Genomic DNA, 21,742 nt, shown 5'->3' on the forward strand with positions numbered 1-21,742 from the left:
CCACGAGGAAGGTGTCCCATGAACACGTCCCCTCCCCGAACGTCATCGCCCCGCACGCCCCGGCCCCACGCCCGCCTGGAGCCCGGTCGTTCCGTGCCCGCGCGGACGCTCACCCCGGTCCTGGGTCCTCCGCTGACCCTCCCGGACCCCGAGCGTGCCACCCATGTGCAGTTCCGGCGCTTCGCCGGCTGCCCGGTCTGCAACCTCCACCTGAGGTCGGTGGTCCTGCGGCACCAGGAGATCGAAGGGGCCGGGATCCGGGAGGTGGTCCTCTTCCATTCCCCCGCCGACGAGCTCCGCGAGCACGTGGCCCATCTTCCGTTCGCCGTCGTCGCGGACCCCGGCAAGGCCCTCTACGCCGAGTTCGGCGTGGAGGCCCACCGCCGGGCCCTGCTCGACCCGCGGGTGTGGCCCGTGATCCTCCGGTCCGTGCTCCGCAGCGCCTGGGAGGTGCTCCGGGGCCGGGACCGGCTGCCCGCCGGCTCCCAGCCCGCCGGCCGGCTCGGCCTTCCCGCCGACTTCCTGATCGCCCCGGACGGTCGCGTCGCCGCCGCGAAGTACGGCGAGCACGCCTACGACCAGTGGTCGGTCGACGAACTCCTCGCCCTGGCCGCCGAACTCAGGGCGTCCAGCTGACGCGGTGTTCCTCCAGGTGGGAGAGGACCGCGTGGTTCGCCTCCCAGCCGTCGGGGAACGACACCGCCACCCCCAGCTGCACCGGATCCGTCGACGGATGCTCGTCGAGGAGCTCCGCCACGCCCGCGCGGCACACCACGATGCACGCGTGCCGGTGCCGGGAGGCCAGCACGCACAGCCGGCCCGTCTCCAGGTGGAAGGCGGTCGCGTCCGGGCGCCCCGACAGCGGGTGGAGGACGACCGTCACGTCGTACTCGCGGCCCTGGAGCCGGTTCGCGGTGTCCACCGTCACGCCCGCCACGCCCAGCTCCGCGAGCGCCGCCCGGACCGCCGCCGCCTGGTCGCGGTGGGCGGTGCCGACGGCGATCCGGTCCGGGGTCAGCGGGACCGGGGTCTCCGAGCGCTCCGAGACCGCCGCGCCGCCCCGGTCCAGGAGCCGCCGCACGACCAGCGCGATCGCGCCGACCGCCTCCGGGTCGGTGCGCGGGGTGTGCCGGGCCGGGAGTTCGAGCAGGCCCCAGCCGGACTCGGCGGCCTCGTCGAGGACCCGGTCGGTCCCCGAACCGTCCGCGGCCACCCCGAAGGACAGCTTCCGGTCCCCGTGCCCGGTGCCGCTGCGGAACGGCGTGTACGGGTAGAACGCGTCCGACACCAGCGGCGCCGCCGACGCGGGCAGCCGCCAGGACACCGGCAGCCGGTGCTGCGGCAGCTCCGGGTTGTGCGCGAGCAGCGTGGACACGGCGCTCGCCGACGGGTCGTACGAGAGCCCCGCCCACTGGTCCGCGCCCACCACCGAGAACGGGTCCAGCTGCCCCGGGTCGCCGACGAACAGCGCCCGCTCGAAGAGGCCCGCCACCGCGAGCAGCGCGTCCGAGCGCATCTGGTACGCCTCGTCGACGATCGCGTGCGCCCACGGCTCGACGTTCTTCACGTGCCCCCACTTGGCGGCCGTGGACAGCACGACCGGCAGCCCGGTCAGCTCGCCCGCCTTCGCCGACTTCCGTACGTTGGCCAGGTCGTCGAGCGCCTTGTCGTACGGGTCGGAGTCGTTCGAGTGCAGCCGGCCCACCTCCAGGTCCGGCTCCTTCTCCGCGAGCCGCAGCACCAGGTCGTCCACCTGCGCGTTCGTCTGGGCGACCACCATCAGGGGCCGCCCGGCGGCGGCCAGCTCCAGGGCGGCCCGCACCACGAGCGTCGACTTCCCGGCGCCGGGCGGGGAGTCCACGACGACGCCCCGGGAGGTGCCGTACAGCGTGTCCGCCAGGATGGCGTCCGTCGCCCGGGCGGCCTCCGCCGACGGGTCGAAGATCTCGGGGCTCACAGCACGTCCTCGGGGGTCACGGCGTCGGGCAGTTCCACGGCGTCCGTACGCGGCGGGCCGCCGTGCGTCCAGGGCGTCTCCTCCGGGTCGGGCAGCTTCGGGCCGACCCGCTGGTCGTGCTCGAACAGCGTCCAGGCGATCCGCTCGCCCTTCTCCGGCACCGAGCCCTCCGCGGGCTCCTTGGACCGCCCCATCCGGTCCAGGATCCGCAGGAGCAGCGAGCCGTCCTCCTCGTACCGCACGAACTCGGCCGTCTGCGGCTTCCCGTCGAGCGAGCGGTACACCCTCACCCTCTCGCCGAGGTGCGGCCGGTCGTCGGTCCGGACCGTCACGAGCGGGCGCGGCGCGGGACGCTTCGACTCCGTCCACGCCATCGTCACCTCGACCACCTCGGCCGTGAACGCCTCGCCCGCGAGCCGCCGCCCCGCCAGGACCAGCGGGTCGTCGAGGGCCTCCTGCGCCTCCAGCTGCCCCTGCGCCTGCTCACGGGCCGCGAGCTTCTGCGCCGCCGTGACGGCGTCGTCCCGGCGCGGCTGCGGCGGCTCACCGGCCGCGACCCGGTCCCGGTGGCCGGTGAAGGACCAGCGGTCGCGGGTCCAGCGGTCCTCGACCCTGGCGCCCTCCGGCAGCTCCCGCAGCAGCCCGATCGCCCGCCAGACCGCGTCCCAGGTCGGCTTCAGCTGCGAGACGACGAGCCGGCGCAGCTCCCGCTCGGCCGCGTGCAGCTCGCCGAGGCCCGTGTCGGCCGCCTCGCCGTCCTCGGCCGCGCCGAGCGCCTGCCGGGCCCGGTCGTACCGCTCGATCGCGGGCGCCAGGAGCTTGTTGTCGAAGGCCGGGTCGGTCGCCGGACCGGCCGGCGGGCACAGCAGCTGGCCCTGCGCGTCCCGGCCCACCTCGGCCCGCAGCGCCGCCTCCGCGCCCGGCTCCCCGTCGTACGGGTCGATCCAGGCGAGCAGCGCGCCCAGGTGCTGGTCCTCCAGGGAGGACTGGCCGGTCGCCCAGTGCCGGTTGAGCAGGTCGGTCGCCGCGAGCAGCAGCGAGGAGCCGGGCACCCGGGCCCGCTCGCCGAAGTGCGTCAGCCAGCGCCCGAGCAGCGGCACCCGCGGCGGCGCCGGGAACGGCGTCTCCGGGTCCTGCTCGGCCGTCCGCCGGAACCGCGTGGACCGGCCGAGCAGCCGTACGTACTCGACGCCCGCCCGGCTCGGCACGATCAGCTGCGGCGCGTCGGCGCACAGCTCGACCTCGACCTTCACCTTCTTGCCCGTCTCCGGGTCGACCTCGTTCCTCTCGGCCGCCTCGACGACGTCCGTGAACGAGTCGACGTACGGCAGGACCTCCTCGGCCAGGTCGGCGAGAAACGCGAACCGCAGGTCACGGTCGCGCGGCTGCGGCACCACGAGCAGCCGCGGCTCCTCCGGGTCGGTGCCGACGAGCGCGCCCAGCGGGGCGCCCGCCTCACCGGCGGTCGTCAGGGGGACGAGCACGAGCGGCCGCTCCGACAGACGCCGGTGCCGGACGGTCGCGAGCGGCTGCGCCCGGCCCGACTCGACGGCCTCCATCCGGGCGAGCGTGGAGATCAGCGACATGCCGCCACCCCCGCCAGCGCCTCCTCGCGCAGCGCCCGCGCCCTTCGGAGCGCCGCCACCGCCGGGTCCTCCGGGTCGCCCTCCTCGCCGCGCGCCGCCGCCAGGACCGCGCCGACCGTCGTCAGGCCGCCCAGCTCGCCCCGTACCGAACGGCCCAGGGTCTCCACCGCGCCCGCCTCCCGGGAGCGCGCCCGGCAGTGGAAGGCCAGCTCGCAGGCGGCCAGGCACTCCGGCGCGTACTGGTGGGGCACACATTCCACGGCCGCCGTCAGCTCCTCCGCCGTCCGCTCCACCACGTCGAGGCTGAGGCCCTCCGGCAGCGCCCGCGCGATCTCGTCGATCCGGGTCAGCCGGGCCAGCTGCCGCCGGGTCACCGAGCGCTGCTTGCGGACGTCGACCACCGACGCCGTCGGCACGTTCGAGAAGTCCTTCGGGCAGACGAGGAGCACCGACTGCGCGACCCGCGCGCCCTCCGTGCGGGCCGCCACCCGCTCCAGGGCGAGCACGTACACGGCGGCCTGGCGGGCCGCGGCGCCGACCTTCGACGCGTCGGCCGAGCCGTCGATCATCGGGAACGACTTGATCTCCACCACCGTCCACCCGCCGTCGGGGCGCACGACCACCGCGTCCGGCTCCAGGTAGACGGGCGAGCCGGCGACCTCGAGGGCCAGCAGCGGGTGGTCGAGCAGCGCCCACGTCCCCGCCTCGGTCGCCTCCCGCAGCGCGAGCGCGGTGCGCGCCACCCGGCCCTCGGGTCCGGCCGCCGCGAGGTCCGGCACCGACACCTCGCCCGGCTCCTCGACGCCGATCAGGCGCAGCAGCTCGCGGCCGCCGTCCGCCTTGACCTTCGCCTCGAAGGAGTTGCCGCGGACGATCGCGAACTGCGACTGACCGAACGGTGCCGGCGAGCCGAGCTTCGCGGCGAGCGCCGACTTGTCGACCCCGGCGCCGTCGAGGACGGCCCGCCGCTTGCAGCCCGGGTTGGCGGCCAGCGCCGCGAGGGCCCGGGCGTCCAGCGGGCGCGGCACGACCCCCGGTCCACGCAGCTCAGCGAGCAGCTTTCGTCGTGTCGTCTGCGGTGGTGCGGACAGACCGCTGTCCAGGGATGCGCTCACCCGTGGAAGTCTCGCATCCGCCACTGACAACCGGGGGAGCTTCCGCCCTTCCGCGGATCCGGTCGGCGAGCCGCAGCCCGTACGGGGCGAGGAGCAGCCCGGCGCCCATCACGGCGGCCCCGGCGACCGCGTCGAGCAGGTAGTGATTGGCGGTCCCCATCACGACGAGCGCGGTGACCAGCGGACAGAGCACCCCGAGGGCCTTCGTGAGCGGCGTCCGCCCGTACCGCCACAGCATCACCCCGCACCACAGCGCCCAGCCGACGTGCAGGCTGGGCATCGCCGCGTACTGGTTCGTCAGACCGCCGAGCCCGCGCGGCGCGCTGGCCTCGCCGCCCCACCAGCCGTACGAGGCGAAGTGCGCCATCGTGTCGGTGAAGCCGTGGGCCGCGTCGAGCAGCCGGGGCGGGCAGGTCGGGAGCAGCGTGAAGCCGACGAGCCCGAGCAGCGTGGAGAGCATCAGCCAGGTGCGGGCGGCCCGGTACCGGGCGGGGCGGCGGCGGAACAGCCAGACCAGGACCGCCGGGGTGACCAGGTAGTGCAGCGAGGCGTACGCGAAGTCCGCGGGGACCCCGAGCGCGGGGACGTCCGTGAACAGCCGGTTCAGCGGGTGCTCGGCGTCGATCCCGAGGCCCTCCTCGAACCGCAGGATCGCGAGCCCGTGCGCCACGGCCGAGGCCTCGTCGCCCTTCACCAGGAGCCGCCCGCCCGAGTAGGCCGCGTACACGACGGCGATCAGGGACAGCTCCGCCCACCAGCGTGGCCTGCGCATGAATCGGTTCCCCCCGTCGGTGATCGCCCCGGGGGAGGGGACGCCGCCCGCCCCCCGGGGGTTGCCCGGAGGTCACCCCGGATTTACGTCGGCGATGATGGGAGAGGCACGTCCGCACCCGTGAACCTCTGGAGCGTCCTTCCCATGGCACCGCGCATCCTGCTCGCCCGGCACGGTCAGACCGAGTGGTCACTTCTCGGCCGGCACACCGGCAGGACCGACATACCCCTGCTCGACGAGGGGCGGCGCGGCGCGAAGCTGCTCGGCGAGCGCCTGCACCGGGGCCCCTGGCAGGGGCTGCCCGGTGTGGAGGTCCGCACCAGCCCGCTGGTCCGGGCGAGCGAGACCTGTGAGCTCGCCGGTTTCGGGGACAGGGCCGAGCCCTGGGACGCGCTGATGGAGTGGGACTACGGGGCGTACGAGGGGCTGACCCCGGCGCAGATCCAGGAGATCCAGCCGGGCTGGCTGATCTGGCGCGACGGCGTCCCCGAGGGGGAGACCCTCGCGCAGCTGTCGGACCGGGCCGACGAGATCGTGGAGTGGGCCCGCTCCGCCGACCGTGACGTCCTGGTCTTCGCCCACGGCCACATCCTGCGGTCCATCGGCGCGCGCTGGCTCGGCGAGGACGTCTCCTTCGCCTCCCGCATCCGGCTCGACCCGACGAGCCTCTCGGTCCTCGGCTGGGCGTACGGCGCCCCGGCGATCGAACGCTGGAACGACACCGGGCACCTGGAGCAGTAGCAGCCGCCGAGGTCAGCGCGTCCCGGCCAGCACCCGGCTCGTCTCCGAGAGGAGGCCGCGGATGCGGGCCGAGGCGATGCCGTCGAGGGAGTCCGTGACGCGCCTCGCCTCCGCCGCCGCCTCGTCCGGGCGGCCCGCGTGGGCCAGGGCCTTGGCGAGGTGGGCCCGGTAGAGGGCGAGGTTCCGGGCGAAGTGCGGGTTCTGCAGGACCGCGGCGCGCTGCGCGTGGCGGGCCGCCCGGCCCCAGTCGCCGAGCGCCGCCCAGCACCCGGCCTCCAGGGCCTCCCGCTCCGGCTCGCCGAAGAAGGACATCCATTCGGGGTCGCCCTCGGCCGGGCCCCGGTCGAACCAGCCGTGCGCGCGGCCGAGGGCCTGCTCGCAGGCGGACCGGTCGCCGAGGCCCGCCCACGCGCCCGCCTCCCGCAGCGACAGCAGCGAGAGCAGCCGGGCCGAGTCCAGCGGCTGCGCGGCCCGCAGTCCGGCCTGTGCGGCCCGGACGGCCTCGCGGTAGCGGCCGGTGTCCCGGGCCAGGAACGAGGTGTTGCAGAAGGCGTGCGCCTCCAGGGCCGCGTTCCCCGCCACGCGCGCGGTGGCCAGCGCCTCCGCGTAGTGCGAGCGCGCGTCCTCGTGCCGCCCCGAGTCGTGGGCCAGCCAGCCGACGGAGAGGGAGAGCTCGCCCGCGCCCGCGTGCAGCCGGTCCTCGGTGGAGCGGCGGGTCATGGTGCCGGTGTCGAGGAGCGCGTACGCGGTACGGAGCGGCTGGGCGGCCACCTTGTAGAGCCCGTCGGCGCCGTGCCGGTCGTCGAGCAGCCGGATCCGCCGTACGGCGTCCTCGACGGCCCGCACCTCGGCCTCGCCGATCCGGTGGGTGCCGCGGGGGGAGGGGATCGCGACGGCGGGGCCGCCGAGTCCCAGCGAGGCGGCCGCCAGGGTGGCGGAGCCGCTCGTCATGAATGCGCGACGCAGCACGTCGCTCTCCTCATCGTTCCGGGTGGTGAGGGCGGCGGGAGGCGCTGCCCCGGCCGGGACGTTCTGCCGCCGGCCGCGCACCGTCTCCCGCGCCGAGAACCCCAGGTCGGAGAGGCCCAGACCGGGGAACATGTGCAGGAAGACCCGCTCGTACGCGTAGTTGGGGCAGCGGATCTCGCCCGCTTCCACGCGCCCGATGTAGCGGGCGTCGCACGCGACCTGTTCGCCGATCTCCCGCGCCGCCCGGCGGACCGCCGCGGCGAACTCCGCCGGCGAGTGCTGTCCGCGGAGCCGGCGGAAGGCGAGATTGGGAACTGCCCGTGACATCGCCATGGCCGAGCCCTCTCCTGGTGCTGCCGGGTGTCCGGCGGGCATGAACGTACCTGCTGTGACCGGATGCGTACGCTGAGTTTGGCTACAAATCGGATATCTCGCCTGTGATCTGCCATGAACTGCCATCCTTTGCGGCGGCATCCCGCCGTAGCCGTTGACGCGCACGGGCGTTGAACCGTAAGGGAGAGACGGAACGTGTCTCCTCTGGAGCGAGGAGGGGTCCCCATGTCGGAGATCGGTTCGCAGTCGGCCACGCGGCACGTGCCCGCCCCGGAGGCCGTCCGCCCCACACCCGCCGCGGACGCCGTGCGCCACGCGCCCGCTCCGGACGTCGACGGGGCCAGGCCCGTCGTCGGGCCCTGGGACCTGGTGACCGTCCCGGTCCGCCAGGGCCTGGAGGCCGTCGACATCCTGCGCCGCGCCGCCGCCCCCGCCGTCGGCCCCGTCGTCCACGACGGCACCTGCGACACCCTCGGCTTCCTGGTGCCGCCCGGCACCGCCGCCGCCTGGGACATGCCGGGCAGCGCCTGTACGCGGACCTCGGGCCGGGGCCTGCGCCTCCCCGAGCTGCCGGAGCTCCCCGAGCCGGCCGGCGACGCGCCCCGGCCGGCCGGCTGGCTGCTGCCCCCCGGCGACACCGACCCCGTCACCGACCCCGTCGTCCTGCGCGAGGCGCTCGGCGAGGCGGCCCGCCTCATCGAGGCGGCCGACGGCTGCCACTGAGCTGCTGTCCGGGCTTGCCCGGATAATGGGCCCGTGGCCAGGAACAAGCAGCGTGACCGGGCGGCGGCGGCCGTCTCCGTCGTCGAGACCGTCGACGGCGGTCTCGCCGAACTCATACCCGACCGGGAGCGCCCGCGAGGCTGGACGCTGCTCATCGACGGCGCCCCGCAGTCGCACGTCGACCTCGACGACCCCGCGCACCTCACCTTCGAGTACCAGCGGCGCCTCGGCCACATCGCCGACCTCGCCGCCCCGCCGAACCGGCCGCTCCAGGTCGTGCACCTCGGCGGCGGCGCCTTCACCCTCGCCCGGTACGTCGCCGCGACCCGGCCCCGCTCCACCCAGCAGATCGTGGAGCTCGACGGGCCCCTGGTCCAGCTCGTCCGCCGCGAACTGCCCCTCGACGCCGGGGCCCGCATCCGGGTCCGCTCCACCGACGCCCGCGCCGGACTCGCCAAGGTCCAGGACGGCTGGGCGGACCTCGTCATCGCCGACGTGTTCAGCGGGGCCCGCACCCCCGCCCATCTGACCAGCACCGAGTTCCTCGCCGAGGTGCGGCGGGTGCTGAGGCCGGGCGGCTTCTACGCGGCGAACCTCGCCGACGGGCCGCCCCTGACCCATCTGCGCGGCCAGATCGCCACCGCCGCCGCCGTCTTCCCCGAGCTGGCGCTCGCCGCCGATCCGACGGTCCTGCGCGGCCGCCGCTTCGGCAACGCCGTGCTGCTCGCCTCGGACCGCGAACTGCCGGTGGCCGAACTGACCCGCCGGGTCGCCACCGACCCGCACCCGGGCCGGGTGGAGCACGGCCGGGCCCTCGCCGACTTCGCCGGCGGGGCGTCCCCGGTCACCGACGCGAGCGCCAAGCCCTCACCCGTACCGCCGGCGTCCGTCTTCCGCTGACCCGGGGGATCAGGTCTGCCGGTCGTCGATCTCCACCCGGGGCGCGCTGTCGTGCCACACGCAGAAGACCGACAGCTCGCGGCCGTCCCTGGTGAAGGTGACGCGGATCCAGGTCGGCTGCTTCCACACCTGCATCTGCCAGCCCGACGCGGGCGTCGCCGAGACCAGTTCGGCCGAGGTCTCGCCGAGGTCGAAGGTGACCCGGCCGCCGTCCACGGGGTACGTCTGCACGCCCGAGCCCGAGTCCGGCGGCGGGGTCGTGGCCGGCGCCTCCGCCGTGGGCGTCGGGCGGCGCGAAGGGGTGGCGGACGGCGTCGCCGGGGTCGTACGGGGCCCGCTCGGCGTGGACTTCGGGGTGGCGGGCGCGGAGGGCGTGGTGCTCCCGGGCCGCGCGGTGGAGGAGGTCTGCGGGTCGCCGCCGGACGCGGGCGTTCCGATGGTGGTGCCGGCCGGGAGGGGCAGGGCGCGCGGCGGGTCGTAGACCGTGCCGGACAGCACCGTGTGCACTCCCCACCAGGACAGGGTGACCGCCGCGCCGGTGGCGAGCGACCAGGCCAGGGCGTGAACGAGTCCTCTTCGCACCGGGACATAGTGCACCACCGGGATCAGGTCCGTACCGGAGGGTGGACCTTGCTCACAGCCTCACCCGAATGGCGTACGGTGCGGGCCATGGCAAGTGTGCTCGTGGTCGAGGACGACCAGTTCGTGCGCTCCGCCCTCATCCGGCAGCTGACCGAGGCCTCCCACACCGTACGGAGCGTCGGCACCGCCCTGGAGGCACTGCGCGAGGTCGCCCATTTCCGCTTCGACGTCGTGATCCTGGACCTCGGTCTGCCCGATCTCGACGGGTCCGAGGCGCTCAAGATGCTGCGCGGGATCACCGACGTCCCGGTGATCATCGCGACCGCCCGGGACGACGAGGCCGAGATCGTACGGCTCCTGCACGCGGGGGCCGACGACTACCTCGTGAAGCCCTTCTCCGTCGACCACCTCTCCGCGCGGATGGCCGCCGTCCTGCGCCGCTCCCGGGCCGGCGCCGGCGAGGTGCCGCCCTCGCGGGTCATCCGGGTCGGCGGGCTCACGGTCGACCCGCTGCGCCGTCAGGCGGAGCTCGACGGGGCGCCGTTGGACCTGACCCGGCGCGAGTTCGACCTGCTCGCCTTCCTCGCCGGGCGGCCCGGCGTCGTCGTCCCGCGCAAGGAGCTGCTCGCCGAGGTCTGGCAGCAGTCGTACGGGGACGACCAGACCATCGACGTACATTTGTCATGGCTGCGGCGGAAACTGGGTGAAACGGCCGCCCGGCCCCGCTATCTGCACACCCTGCGCGGGGTGGGCGTGAAGCTGGAGCCGCCCCGCGAGCAGGAACCGGGGACGCAGCCGTGAGATGGGCGCTCGTCAAGGTGTCGCTGGCCGTCACCGCCATGGTCGTCTTCGCCTTCGCCGTCCCCCTCGGACTCGTCGTCAAGGAGATGGCCCGCGACCGGGCCTTCTCCAACGCCGAACGGCGGGCCGCCGGGCTCGCCCCCGTCCTCGCGATCACCACCGACCGCGACGAACTCGACAAGGCCGTCGCCACCACCGAGGACGGCGCCGCGGGCCGGCTCGCGATCCACGTGCCCGCCGCCGAACCCGGCGGCACCGCCCTGGAGATCGGCACCCGGCGCGCCGACCCGGCGGAACTCGCCGCCACCCGCAGCCTCGGCCGCGCCTCCATCGCCGAGGTGCCCGGCGGCTTCGCCCTGCTCCAGCCCACCGCGCTCAGCAGCGGCCAGGTCGCCGTCGTCGAGCTCTTCGTCCCCGAGGGCGAGGTCAGCAACGGCGTCGCCACCGCCTGGCTCGTCCTCGCCGGCGTCGGCATCGCCCTGATCGTCGGCTCCGTCGCCGTCGCCGACCGCCTCGGCGTCCGCATGGTCCGGCCCGCCCAGCGGCTCGCGGGCGCCGCCCACGACCTCGGCGAGGGCAAGCTCGGCGCACGCGTCCCCGAGGAGGGGCCGCCCGAACTCAAGTCGGCCGCCGTCGCCTTCAACTCGATGGCCGACCAGGTCGTCCAGCTCCTCGCCAACGAGCGCGAGCTGGCCGCCGACCTCTCCCACCGGCTCCGCACCCCGCTGACCGTCCTCCGGCTCAACGCCGCCTCCCTCGGCTCGGGACCCGCCGCCGAGCAGACCCGCGCGGCCGTCGAGCAGCTGGAGCGCGAGGTCGACATCATCATCCGCACCGCCCGCGACGCGAAGCCGCAGACCCAGGCGACCGGCCCCGGCGCCGGCTGCGACGCCGCCGAAGTGGTCCGCGAGCGGATGGAGTTCTGGTCGGCGCTCGCCGAGGACGAGGGCCGCCGGGTCCGGGTCGCGGGCACCGAGCGCCCGGTCCGCATCCCCGTCGCACGCCCCGAACTCGTCGCCGCCCTCGACGCCCTGCTCGGCAACGTCTTCCGCCACACCCCCGAGGGCACCGCCTTCTCCCTCGACGTCCACAACGGCGAGGACGCCGTCATCGTCCTCGTCTCCGACGCGGGCCCCGGCATCCCCGACCCCGCCGCCGCGCTCGCCCGCGGCGCGGGCAGCGGACGCGACGGCTCCACCGGCCTCGGCCTCGACATCGTGCGCCGCATGGCCGAGTCGACCGGCGGCGACGTCCGCATCGGCCACTCGGTCCTCGGCGGCACGGAGGTACGGATCTGGATCAACCTCGACGGACGCGGAGCCCGTACGGATGGGGGCGCGGGCCGGCGCGGCCGCCGCCGCAGGGCGTGACGCACCGCGCCCAACCTTTCGTGGTTCCGATGCCTTCCTTAAGCGGAGCGTAAGAATCCCAACCTCGGCCCGAGTGGGCCCATTTGTCCGATTCCCCGGCGCTAGCGTGCTGCCGCACCCCACCCCCACCCCCGGCACACAGAGGCAGGCACGCGATGGGCAGCAGTTCGCACCGGCGCAGGACGAGCACCCGGAACAAGGCCGTCGGAGCGGTCGTCACGGCGGCCGTGGTCGGCGGCGCCGCCTTCTGGCTCACCGGCACCGCCCAGGCCGCCGCCGTCGGCGCCGCCTACACCCGGACCAGCTCCTGGACCGGCGGCTACACCGGCCAGTACGTCGTCACCAACGAGACGACCGCCACCCAGTCCGACTGGACCCTGGAGTTCGACCTCCCGGCCGGCACCACCATCGGCTCCCTCTGGAACGGCGAGCACACCGTCTCCGGCAGCCACGTCACCGTGAAGCCCGCGAGCTGGAACAAGCAGCTGGCGCCCGGCCAGTCCGTCACCGTCGGCTTCGTCACCTCCGCCACCGGCCAGGCCGGCGACCCCGCCAACTGCCTCATCAACAAGGCCGTCTGCTCCGCCGGAGGCCCCGCCCCCACCCCCAGCGGACGCCCCACCGAGCAGCCCACCGCGACGGCCACCCCGAAGCCGACCGCCACCGCGACCGCGAAGCCCACACCGACCGCGACCGCGACCACGAGCCCGAAGCCCACCGCCACGGCGACCCCGGCCCCCACGCCGACCCCGACCGGCGCCCCCGCCACCGCCGCCAGGTACGCCCCGTACGTCGACACCTCGCTCTACCCCACGTACGACCTGCTCGCGACCGCCGACGCCACCGGCGTGAAGGAGTTCAACCTCGCCTTCATCACCTCCGGCGGCTCCTGCGCCCCGCTGTGGGGCGGCGTCACCGACCTCGCGAACGACAAGGTCGCCGCCCAGATCGGCGCCCTGCGCGCCAAGGGCGGTGACGTCCGCGTCTCCTTCGGCGGCGCCGCGGGCCACGAGCTGGCCCTCAACTGCTCGACCTCCTCGGCGCTCGCCGCCGCGTACGGCAAGGTCGTCGACCAGTACAAGCTCACCAAGGTCGACTTCGACATCGAGGGCGCGGCCCTGCCGGACACCGCCGCCAACACCCGCCGCTCCCAGGCGATCGCCCAGCTCCAGAAGTCCCACCCCGGTCTGAACGTCTCCTTCACCCTGCCCGTCATGCCCGAGGGCCTCACCCAGCCCGGCGTGGACCTGATCGCCGACGCCAAGCGGAACGGGGTCCGCGTCGACGCCGTCAACATCATGGCGATGGACTACGGCCCCGCGTACAGCGCCGACATGGGCACGTACGCCATCCAGGCCGCGACCGCGACCCAGGCCCAGATCAAGGGCGTCCTCGGCCTCTCCGACGCGGCCGCCTGGAAGGCCGTGGCCGTCACCCCGATGATCGGCGTCAACGACGTCAGCAGCGAGGTCTTCAAGGTCGAGGACGCCACCCAGCTGGTCGACTTCGCGAAGTCCAAGGGCCTCGGCTGGCTCTCCATGTGGTCCTCGACCCGCGACAAGCAGTGCGCGGCCGGCGCCGTGACCTACGCCGACCCCACCTGCTCCTCGATCCTCCAGCAGCCGCTGGCCTTCACGAAGGCCTTCGGCACGTACAAGTAGCGGACCTGCCCGTCCCCCCACACCGCGCGCCCCGGCCGGTTCCACCCCACCGCCGACCGGGGCGCGCCCCCCTTGGTACGGGTCAGACGACCCGGGTGGCCTTCCACTCCTCCGCGTAGTCGTTGAAGATCGCCCGCAGGTGGTGGCCGATCTTCAGGTAGTCCAGGTCGTCGAGGTTGGCCAGCGAGACGCGGACCGACCATTCGGGGCCGTCGAAGCCGCCGCCGTTCAGGAGCACCACGCTCGTCTGCTCGGCGAGCCGGAACAGCGGGTCGACCGGCTCGTAGTTCTTCTCCAGGAAGTCCGCGAAGTCCTTGCCGTGCACCCGCTCCGCCTCCGCGAGGAGGTCGAGCTCGATGTAGTACCCGGCGCGCTGCGGGTCGTCGGCGATCTTCATCTGGGCGCCTTCGAGGAGCAGGTCGAGGCGCTGCCGCACGATGGCCCGGATCCTGTGCTTGTAGGCCTGGCCCTCCTCCAGCATGTCGAAGAGGGAGAAGAGCGCCATCATCACCTGCTGGGGCAGGGAGAGCCCGGCGGTGTGGTTGAGGGCGACCTGGCGGGAGTCGGCGACGAGCCGGTCGATGAAGCGGATCTTCTCCGGTTCCAGGGACAGCGATCCGTACCGCCTGTTCAGCCGGTCCTTCTCCGCCTGCGGCAGCTTCGTGAGCATCTCGTCGATGACGTTGTCGTCGTTCAGGCCGATGACGCCGAGCCGGTGGCCGGTGCAGCCGTAGTGCTTGGAGTACGAGTACACGAGGAGCGTGTTGCGCGGGATGTCCGCGGCGAGCGAGCGGAAGCCCTCCACGAAGGTGCCGTACACGTCGTCCGTGACGATCAGCAGGTTCGGGTTCGGTCCTGCGACGATGTCCTTGATCTGGTGCGCGACGCGCTCGCTCATCGCCAGGGACGGCGGGTTGGACGGGTTGACGACGCAGACCAGCTTGACCGACGGGTCGGCCAGCTTGGCGACCTCCTCGGTCGGGTAGCGCCACTCCCGCACGCCGGTCTCCGCGAAATCGCTCGCGTTGACGGTGACGACGTCGAACTCGTACGTGTCGAGCTCGGGGATCTCGATGTACGGGGTGAAGACCGGCACCATCAGCGCGATCCGGTCGCCCTTCTTCAGGATCCCGTTCTTCATCAGGGAGTCGAAGACGTAGCACATCGCGGCCGTGCCGCCCTCGGTCGCGAACAGCGACAGGTTCCCGGCCGGCGGCCGCTTGTCGAACATCTCGTCGTGGACGTAGCCGCGGACGATCTGCTCGGTGTGGGTGAGCATCCGGTCCGGTACGGGGTAGTTGTCGCCGATCGTGCTGTCGGTCAGCTCGTGCACGAACGCGTCCTTGTCGAAGCCGAAGCGCTCCACCGCGTACTCCACGCAGTTCTGCAGCAGCTCGATGCCCGGCAGGTCCGGGTGGCGGCGTACGAAGGTGTCGAAGCGCTCTCCGGAGCCGGGGAGCTCGGGCATGCCGCCGAGGTTGTCGGCGGTCCAGACCCGCCGCGACTCGGAGAGCGCGAAGTAGCCGAGGGCGTAGAAGGCCTCACGGGGGCCGGTGGCGACCCAGTTCGGGTTGCCGCGGCCGGCGTTGAGCATCTGGGTCTGCGACTTGTCCTTCTGGCCCGGCTTGTCCGCCTGCGCGGCCTGCGCGAGCTGGATGAACTTGTCCTTCAGCTCGAACGGCGAGAGCTGCGCGAAGGACTGGATCTCCTGACGGGTGAACGTGGTCCTGGGCATGACGGCGTCCTTAGGTGGGTCGGTGGGTGAGGATGACGATCACGTGGGTCTGGGGGTGCGGATGACGATCACGTGGTCAGTGGTTGAGGATGACGATCACGGCGCCCCAGATGGTCAGCAGGACGTTGCCCACCGCGTAGGGGATCGTGTAGCCGAGCGTCGGGATCTGGGACTTGGACTGCTCGTTGATCGCGCCGATCGCCGCGGTCGTCGTCTGGCCGCCCGCCAGGACGCCCATCAGGATCGGGAACCGGATCTTCTGTACGTAGTGGCCGACGAGGAAGCCCACGATCAGCGGGATCACCGTCGCCACCGCGCCCCAGACGAGCAGGCCCCAGCCGGCCGTCGACAGGCCGCTGGTGAAGCTCGGTCCGGCGTTGATGCCGACGACCGCGACGAAGAGGCAGAGCCCCAGGGTGTCCATGAACCACTGGGCGCCGGGCGGCACGTTGCCGTACGTCGGGTACTTGCCGCGGATCCAGCCGAAGACCAGTCCCATGATCAGCGCGCCGCCCGAGGTGGACAGCGAGATGGGGACGCCGGAGACCGTGAGGGCCGGGATGCCGATGCAGCCGCCGAGGAAGATCCCGAGCCCCACCCACAGCATGTCGGTCGCGAACGAGGTCGGCACGGGCTTGCCGATCGCCTTGCCCGCCGGGTCCACGAGCCGCTTCGGACCGGACAGGATCACCGTGTCGCCGCGCTCCAGCTTCGTCGAGAGCCGGTACGGGAACTCCGCGCCCGAGCGGTACATCTTGTCGATGTACACGCCGACCATGAACGGCTCACGGCGCAGCTCCGCGACCGTCTGCCCCAGGTGCGCCTTCTCCGAGGCGACCACGTGCAGGGTCTCGGTCTGGTAGCCGAGCAGCTCGACGTCGTCGGTCTCGGGCCCGATGTGGGTGCGGGCGTCGAAGTCGATGAGCGAGCCGCGCAGGGCGCTGACCGCGAGCACGTCGCCCGAGCGCAGCACGGTCTGCCGGCTGTGCGCGAGGATCTGCCCCTCGCGCCGCACCCGGGTGATGTAGATCCGGTGCCCGAGCTCCTTCTGCTGGTTCTCGAAGTCGTCGATGGTCCGGCCGACGAGCGGGGAGTGGTCCATCTCGTACGCGCGGAGGACGACCTCGTAGTAGCCCTCGGCCAGGTCGGGGTTGTCGCCGGGCGCGTCCAGCTCCTTCGCCATCTGCGCCGACTCGGCGGCCAGGTCCCGCTTGTAGAGCTTGGGCAGGACGTTGGCGAGGAGCATCGCGCAGAGGATCGTGCCGAGCGGGTACGTGACGGCGTAGCCGATCGCGACCAGGTTCTCCTCGGTCTTCATCTGGTCGGCGGAGAGCCCCGGCAGGTTGCCGATGGCGTCCTGGGCGACACCGATGACGGCGGACTGGGTGAGCGCGCCGCCGAGGAGACCGGCGGAGAGCCCGGGGCCGTATCCGAGCATCACGGCGAAGCCCCAGGAGACCAGGAGGCCGGTCACGCAGACCACGACCGCGTTGACGACCTGCGGCAGGCCGTCCTTCTTCAGGCCGCGGAAGAACTGGGGGCCGACCTTGTAGCCGAGGGCGAAGAGGAACATGGTGAAGAAGAGGTTCTTCACCGTGCCGTCGATCGTGATCTTGAACTGGGCGCCGAGCAGCAGACCCGCGACCAGACAACCGGTGACGGCGCCGAGCGCGATCGCCTTGTAGCGGAGCTTGCCGAAGAGGAAGCCGAGCGCGACGGTGATGAAGACCAGCAGCTCGGGGTGGGGCTGGAAGATGTTCCGGTTGAGGAAATCGATCATTGCGGCTCCTCACGCCCCCAGAATGCCGACGAGCAGCGGCCCGGTCAGCGGGAGCAGGAAGTTCGAGAGCGTGTACGTGACCGTGTAGCCGAGCATCGGCACCGAGCTCTGGGCGACCTGCGTCACCGAGGTGATCGCCGGGGTCGAGCACTGCTGGCCCGCGATGGCGCCGATGAGCAGCGGTTTTTCGATGTTCAGCAGCTTGCGGCCGACGATCAGCGAGATCGTCGCCGGGATCAGGACCATCGCGATCCCCGCGAACGGCAGCAGCGCCCCGTACTCCTTGAGCAGCGGCCAGGCCTGGGGGCCCGACACCAGACCGGTGCAGGCGATGAAGATCGCGAGGCCCATGTCCTTGAGGGTGGTGGCGGCCTGCGGCGGGAAGGCGCCGAAGGTCTGGCTCCGGGAGCGGAACCAGCCGAAGAGCAGCCCGGAGATCAGACAGCCGCCGCCCGTGCCGAGCGACATCGGGACGCCGCCGAACTTCACCGAGATCTGGCCGATGAGGCTGCCGCAGACGATGCCGAGGCCCAGGTAGATGAAGTCGGTGGCGTCGTTCCTGACGGTCGCGCCGACCTTCGCCGCCAGCTTGCCCAGGCCGGAGCGGGCGCCGACGAGGGTGAGCACGTCACCGCGGTGGACGACGGTCTCCGGGGTCGCGGGCAGGTGCTGCTCGTTGCGGAGCACGTCCGTCACGTACACCCCGCCGGAGGAGAACTCCGGGTGCTCCTTGGTGAGGGTGTCGATGGACTTGCCGGCCACCGCCTTGTCCGTCAGGGAGACCTGGGTGGTGGCGAGCGGGGTGTCGAGGCCGGGGATCGCCGGGGTCTCGGGGCCGACGTGTCGCCCCGCGTCGATGATGTTGGACCGGCGGCCGACCATCAGGACCAGGTCGGAGAGGGTCAGCTCGAAGTCCGGCGGGGGAGGGGTGAGGACCTTGGTGCCCCGCTTGACCGCCTCGACGGTGACCCGGCTGCCGTTCTGCCGCTCCACCTGGGAGACGGTGGCGCCGTCCGCGAGCGTGACCAGGAACGTCCGGCCGACCATGCCGGGGAGCGCCTCGCGCTCGTCGGACTCCAGACCGCCGCCGGCGCCGCGCATCTTCTCCCACAGGGCGCGGGAGGCGTCGCGGAGGTTGATCCGCAGCAGCATCGGCATGATCTGGCTGGTGTAGATGACGATGGTGACGAGGCCGAAGAGGTAGCAGACCGTGTACGCGGTGGCGACGTGCCCCTGGTACTCGGTGATCTGCTGCTGGGTCAGGTCGGAGAGCTTGCCGATGGCCTCCGTGGCCGTGCCGACGACCGCGGACTCGGTGGCGGCGCCGGCGAGGATTCCGGCGGCGGTGCCGACGTCGAGGTCGAAGGCCTTGGCGAGCCCGAGGGCGATGCCGACGACGCAGACGACCTCGATGAGGCAGAGGGTGAAGAAGCGCAGGCTCTTCTTGTTGAGGTTGGCGAAGAACTGGGGACCCGCCAGATAGCCGAGCGAGAAGATGAAGAGCGCGAAGAAGATCGTCTTCACGTCGTCGGAGACGGTGACCTTCGTCCAGGCGCCGAGGAGCAGCGCGACGATCAGCGTGCCGCAGATGCCGCCGAGTGTGATGGGGCCGACGCGGACCTTGCCGAGGAGGTAGCCGCCGGCGAGGCAGAGGAAGAGGGCGAGTTCGGGGTGGTCACGGAGGACTCCCACGCGGCCTCACCCAGCCCAATACGTGTGAATTGTGGAGATTCGGGACATAAGGGGAAGCTAACAGTGGGTCCGGTGAAGTGGATCACCGTCTCGCCCGTACGGGTGAAGGCATGCGAAAACGACTCAGGCCCCGGTTCTTTCGAACCGGGGCCTGAGTCATCAGGGTGAGTAACGGGACTCGAACCCGCGACATCCTGGACCACAACCAGGTGCTCTACCAGCTGAGCTATACCCACCACGACCGGCGGTTTTCCCGAAGGTTTCCCCGACCGGCCGAGAAGAAGTCTACAGGGTTCTGGAGGGTGCTCGCGCCACCGTTTTCCGCGGGGGCTTCCGGGGGTGTCCGGGGGCGCGAGCGGGGGGTCACTGCGCGGGCAGGACGTGACGGGCCGCGATCTTCTTCGCGGTCTCCGAGTCCGGGCCGGGCTGCGGGACGAAGATCGCCTCGCGGTAGTAGCGCAGCTCGGCGATGGACTCGCGGATGTCGGCGAGCGCCCGGTGGTTGCCGTTCTTCTCCGGACTGTTGAAGTACGCCCTCGGGTACCATCGGCGGGCCAGCTCCTTGACCGAGGAGACATCGACGATCCGGTAGTGCAGGTGGCCCTCCAGGGCGGGCATGTCGCGCGCGAGGAAGCCGCGGTCCGTGGAGACCGAGTTCCCGCACAGCGGCGCCTTGCCCGGCTCCTTGACGTGCTCGCGGATGTACGCGAGGACCTGGGCCTCCGCGTCGGCGAGCGTCGTGCCGTCGGCGAGCGCGTCGAGCAGCCCCGAGGCCGTGTGCATCTGGCGCACGATCTCCGGCATGGTCTCCAGGGCCGCGTCCGGCGGGCGGATCACGATGTCCACCCCGTCGCCGAGCACGTTCAGTTCCGAGTCGGTGACCAGCGCGGCCACCTCGATGAGTGCGTCGTCCGTCAGCGAGAGCCCGGTCATCTCGCAGTCGATCCACACCATGCGATCGTTCATGCGTCCTACCTTAGGGGCTCCCGCCCCGGCGGGCGGCGTGCCGATCAGGCCGGGACCGCGCCGTGACCGACCGGGCGGCCCCCCGGCCCGGGCAGGCCGACGGGCCCCCGGGGGAGGTGTCCCCGAGGGCCCGTCGGTCCTGCGTCGCACCGCTTGTGGCGGCGGCGGTCTCGTTACGGCGCGCTGCGCTGCCCCGGCAGGGCCGCACGGCCCGGCGCGTACGCGTCCGACTGCGGCTTGCCCGGCTCCAGCGGCCTGCGGAGCCCCGCGGAGCCCTGGGCCGGCACCGCCTGCTCCAGCACCGCGGTGCCGGTCTCACCCTGCGGCCGCCGCGCGCGGTACGCCGCCCGGTAGGCGGCCGGCGAGGAGCCGAGCTGGCGCCGGAAGTGGCCGCGCAGCGCCACCGGGGAGCGGAAGCCGCACCGGCCGGCGACCTCGTCGACCGAGTAGTCGGAGGTCTCCAGGAGCCGCTGCGCCTGCAGCACCCGCTGGGTGATCAGCCACTGGAGCGGGGCGGAGCCCGTCAGAGAGCGGAACCGGCGGTCGAAGGTCCGCCGTGACATGTAGGCGCGCGCGGCGAGCGTCTCCACGTCGAACTGCTCGTGGAGGTGCTCCAGCGCCCAGGCGACGACCTCGGCCAGCGGGTCGGCGCCGATCTCCTCAGGTAAAGACCTGTCGAGGTAGCGCTCCTGACCGCCACTGCGCCGCGGCGGGACGACCAGCCGGCGCGCCAGGGCGCCCGCGGCCTCGGTGCCGTGGTCGGTCCGCACGATGTGCAGACACAGATCGATTCCGGCCGCGGTGCCGGCGGAGGTCAGCACGTCCCCGTCGTCGACGAAGAGCTCCCGCGGGTCCACATGGACCGACGGATAGCGCTTGGCGAGCGTCGGCGCGTACATCCAGTGCGTGGTCGCCGGGCGGCCGTCGAGCAGTCCGGCCGCGGCCAGGACGAACGCCCCGGTGCACAGACCGACGATCCTGGCCCCCTCCTCGTGCGCACGGCGCAGCGCTTCGAGCGCCTCCGGCGGCGGCGGCGAGGTGATCGACCGCCAGGCCGGGACGACGACGGTGCCCGCCCGGCCGATGGCCTCCAGGCCGTACGGCGCGGTGAGTTCGAGCCCACCGGTGGTCCGCAGCGGGCCCTCCTCGCCGGCGCAGACGAGCAGCCGGTAGCGGGGCACTCCGGCGTCCTGCCGGTCGATGCCGAACACGGAGAGCGGGATGGAGCTCTCGAAGATGGGGCCGCCGCTGAACAGCAGCACCGCGACGACTTCGCGACGGCGGCGCCCGGACAGCTTCCGTGCGACCTCCGGTGCGGCGGAGTCCTGGCTCATGACGCTAAGCCCCCCTCGGTGTTCGCGTCTCCCTGGTCGTGTCGCTGCTGCACGTTTCCCCTCGGTTTTGCACGAGACCCCAGTCTTCGGTACCCATGATCGAATCTACTGTGTCCCGTGGCGCCGGCGTGACAAGTTCTCCATCCGGTGGATTGTCGACAAGGCAACTTGGCGTGAAGCGATCGATCGCGAACTCTTCCCTCCGGCAGCCGCCGACGGGCCGCGCGGTGCGGCGAACGCCCCCGTACGCGGGGGGTGTGGGCCCCCGGGACAAGGCTTCCGCGGCCTCCGGCACCCGGGTTGGCCAACCGTTCCGCCAAGGACTCGCCGGCAACCGGAAGTTGGCTGAAAACATATGGGGTCGAGTGTACGAACCTGTCAACTCGAAGGGGGGCGGGGTCGGCCCGGGAGCCCTCGGAGGCTAGTTCCGGCGCCTCGGGCGGACCGTCTCCGCCCGCAGTCCGCGCTCCGAGCGGCGCAGCAGCAGCCGGCAGGCCGCCGTCACCGACACGAGCCCCAGCGCGGTCCCGGCGGCCCCGCCGAGGGACGTGCCGTAGCCGACGAGCACCACGGGGACGAGGACGCAGCAGAAGGCCGCCCAGCGGACGACGTCACCGACCTGCTCCGCCGCGCCCCCGCCGGCCGCCGTCACCGCCGCCGCGCCGGCCGCCTCGCCTGCCGCCGTCCCTGCCGCCGTCCCCGCCGCCGTCCCCGCGCCCGCGCCC

At 73.0% G+C, this 21,742-nt stretch carries 19 protein-coding genes and 1 tRNA gene; 7 read left to right on the forward strand and 13 right to left on the reverse strand.

The features are described from left to right. Positions 1 to 18 precede the first annotated feature (18 nt). Positions 19 to 636: a peroxiredoxin-like family protein gene (locus ACWGN5_RS21350; protein WP_453517393.1), complete on the forward strand. Its 618-nt coding sequence runs from the start codon at positions 19 to 21 to the stop codon at positions 634 to 636. Here the strand turns inward: ACWGN5_RS21350 and ACWGN5_RS21355 are convergent. Genes ACWGN5_RS21355 through ACWGN5_RS21370 form a run of 4 tightly spaced genes read right to left on the reverse strand, consistent with a single transcriptional unit; the run spans position 620 to position 5,430 of the window. Further along, positions 620 to 1,957: an AAA domain-containing protein gene (locus ACWGN5_RS21355; protein WP_453517396.1), complete on the reverse strand. Its 1,338-nt coding sequence runs from the start codon at positions 1,955 to 1,957 to the stop codon at positions 620 to 622. The genes ACWGN5_RS21350 and ACWGN5_RS21355 overlap by 17 nt on opposite strands. Further along, positions 1,954 to 3,543 carry a hypothetical protein gene (locus tag ACWGN5_RS21360; RefSeq protein ID WP_453517397.1) on the reverse strand — a complete coding sequence of 530 codons (1,590 nt, stop codon included), beginning with the start codon at positions 3,541 to 3,543 and terminating at the stop codon, positions 1,954 to 1,956. Before ACWGN5_RS21360 ends, ACWGN5_RS21355 begins: the two co-directional genes overlap by 4 nt. Then, positions 3,534 to 4,658 (reverse strand): hypothetical protein, encoded by a 1,125-nt coding sequence (locus ACWGN5_RS21365; protein ID WP_453517399.1) that lies wholly within the window; start codon positions 4,656 to 4,658, stop codon positions 3,534 to 3,536. Before ACWGN5_RS21365 ends, ACWGN5_RS21360 begins: the two co-directional genes overlap by 10 nt. Beyond that, entirely contained in the window at positions 4,591 to 5,430 is an 840-nt protein-coding gene (locus ACWGN5_RS21370; RefSeq protein ID WP_453517401.1) for a phosphatase PAP2 family protein, read from the reverse strand. The genes ACWGN5_RS21365 and ACWGN5_RS21370 overlap by 68 nt, the downstream gene beginning before the upstream one ends. Before the next feature lie 144 nt (positions 5,431 to 5,574). Here ACWGN5_RS21370 and ACWGN5_RS21375 point away from each other — a divergent pair, with 144 nt between their 5' ends. Next, positions 5,575 to 6,171: a histidine phosphatase family protein gene (locus tag ACWGN5_RS21375; protein WP_453517404.1), complete on the forward strand. Its 597-nt coding sequence runs from the start codon at positions 5,575 to 5,577 to the stop codon at positions 6,169 to 6,171. Between the two features lie 12 nt (positions 6,172 to 6,183). Here ACWGN5_RS21375 and ACWGN5_RS21380 read toward each other — a convergent pair whose 3' ends face one another. After that, a complete protein-coding gene (locus ACWGN5_RS21380; protein WP_453517406.1) occupies positions 6,184 to 7,473 on the reverse strand; it encodes a tetratricopeptide repeat protein in 1,290 nt (429 codons plus the stop codon). A 225-nt stretch (positions 7,474 to 7,698) separates the two neighbouring features. Between ACWGN5_RS21380 and ACWGN5_RS21385 the strand changes: the two genes are divergently transcribed. Then, complete coding sequence (locus ACWGN5_RS21385) at positions 7,699 to 8,196, forward strand: hypothetical protein (RefSeq protein ID WP_453517407.1); 498 nt, start codon at positions 7,699 to 7,701, stop codon at positions 8,194 to 8,196. A gap of 33 nt (positions 8,197 to 8,229) precedes the next feature. Beyond that, positions 8,230 to 9,096, forward strand: a complete 867-nt coding sequence (locus tag ACWGN5_RS21390; RefSeq protein ID WP_453517408.1) for a spermidine synthase — start codon at positions 8,230 to 8,232, stop codon at positions 9,094 to 9,096. Between the two features lie 9 nt (positions 9,097 to 9,105). On the opposite strand, the gene ACWGN5_RS21395 is transcribed toward ACWGN5_RS21390, so the two are convergent. Further along, the gene (locus tag ACWGN5_RS21395) at positions 9,106 to 9,678 is read right to left on the reverse strand and encodes a hypothetical protein (RefSeq protein ID WP_453517411.1); all 573 of its coding nucleotides are present in this window, start codon (positions 9,676 to 9,678) and stop codon (positions 9,106 to 9,108) included. Between the two features lie 87 nt (positions 9,679 to 9,765). On the opposite strand from ACWGN5_RS21395, the gene ACWGN5_RS21400 reads away from it, so the two are divergent. From ACWGN5_RS21400 to ACWGN5_RS21410, 3 genes are all read left to right on the forward strand, one after another. Beyond that, a complete protein-coding gene (locus ACWGN5_RS21400) occupies positions 9,766 to 10,479 on the forward strand; it encodes a response regulator transcription factor (protein ID WP_453517414.1) in 714 nt (237 codons plus the stop codon). Beyond that, entirely contained in the window at positions 10,476 to 11,849 is a 1,374-nt protein-coding gene (locus ACWGN5_RS21405; RefSeq protein WP_453517416.1) for a sensor histidine kinase, read from the forward strand. Before ACWGN5_RS21400 ends, ACWGN5_RS21405 begins: the two co-directional genes overlap by 4 nt. A gap of 155 nt (positions 11,850 to 12,004) precedes the next feature. Next, a complete protein-coding gene (locus ACWGN5_RS21410; protein ID WP_453517418.1) occupies positions 12,005 to 13,510 on the forward strand; it encodes a glycoside hydrolase family 18 protein in 1,506 nt (501 codons plus the stop codon). A gap of 82 nt (positions 13,511 to 13,592) precedes the next feature. On the opposite strand, the gene ACWGN5_RS21415 is transcribed toward ACWGN5_RS21410, so the two are convergent. The 7 genes from ACWGN5_RS21415 to ACWGN5_RS21445 all read right to left on the reverse strand — a co-directional run. Beyond that, positions 13,593 to 15,245 carry a bifunctional aspartate transaminase/aspartate 4-decarboxylase gene (locus ACWGN5_RS21415; RefSeq protein WP_453517421.1) on the reverse strand — a complete coding sequence of 551 codons (1,653 nt, stop codon included), beginning with the start codon at positions 15,243 to 15,245 and terminating at the stop codon, positions 13,593 to 13,595. Between the two features lie 76 nt (positions 15,246 to 15,321). Further along, positions 15,322 to 17,025 (reverse strand): aspartate-alanine antiporter, encoded by a 1,704-nt coding sequence (gene aspT / locus ACWGN5_RS21420; protein ID WP_453517424.1) that lies wholly within the window; start codon positions 17,023 to 17,025, stop codon positions 15,322 to 15,324. A gap of 9 nt (positions 17,026 to 17,034) precedes the next feature. Beyond that, positions 17,035 to 18,717: an aspartate-alanine antiporter gene (gene aspT / locus ACWGN5_RS21425; RefSeq protein ID WP_453517427.1), complete on the reverse strand. Its 1,683-nt coding sequence runs from the start codon at positions 18,715 to 18,717 to the stop codon at positions 17,035 to 17,037. A gap of 163 nt (positions 18,718 to 18,880) precedes the next feature. Further along, positions 18,881 to 18,953, reverse strand: a tRNA-His gene (locus ACWGN5_RS21430). Between the two features lie 127 nt (positions 18,954 to 19,080). Continuing rightward, positions 19,081 to 19,683, reverse strand: a complete 603-nt coding sequence (orn, locus tag ACWGN5_RS21435) for an oligoribonuclease (protein ID WP_453517429.1) — start codon at positions 19,681 to 19,683, stop codon at positions 19,081 to 19,083. Between the two features lie 173 nt (positions 19,684 to 19,856). After that, positions 19,857 to 21,017, reverse strand: coding sequence for a helix-turn-helix domain-containing protein (locus ACWGN5_RS21440; protein ID WP_453517432.1), 1,161 nt, complete (start codon positions 21,015 to 21,017; stop codon positions 19,857 to 19,859). 421 nt (positions 21,018 to 21,438) lie between these two features. Next, the coding region (locus tag ACWGN5_RS21445; protein WP_453517435.1) for a hypothetical protein at positions 21,439 to 21,742 on the reverse strand (304 nt) is incomplete at its 5' end.

The organism is Streptomyces sp. NPDC055815 (genome assembly GCF_053616475.1).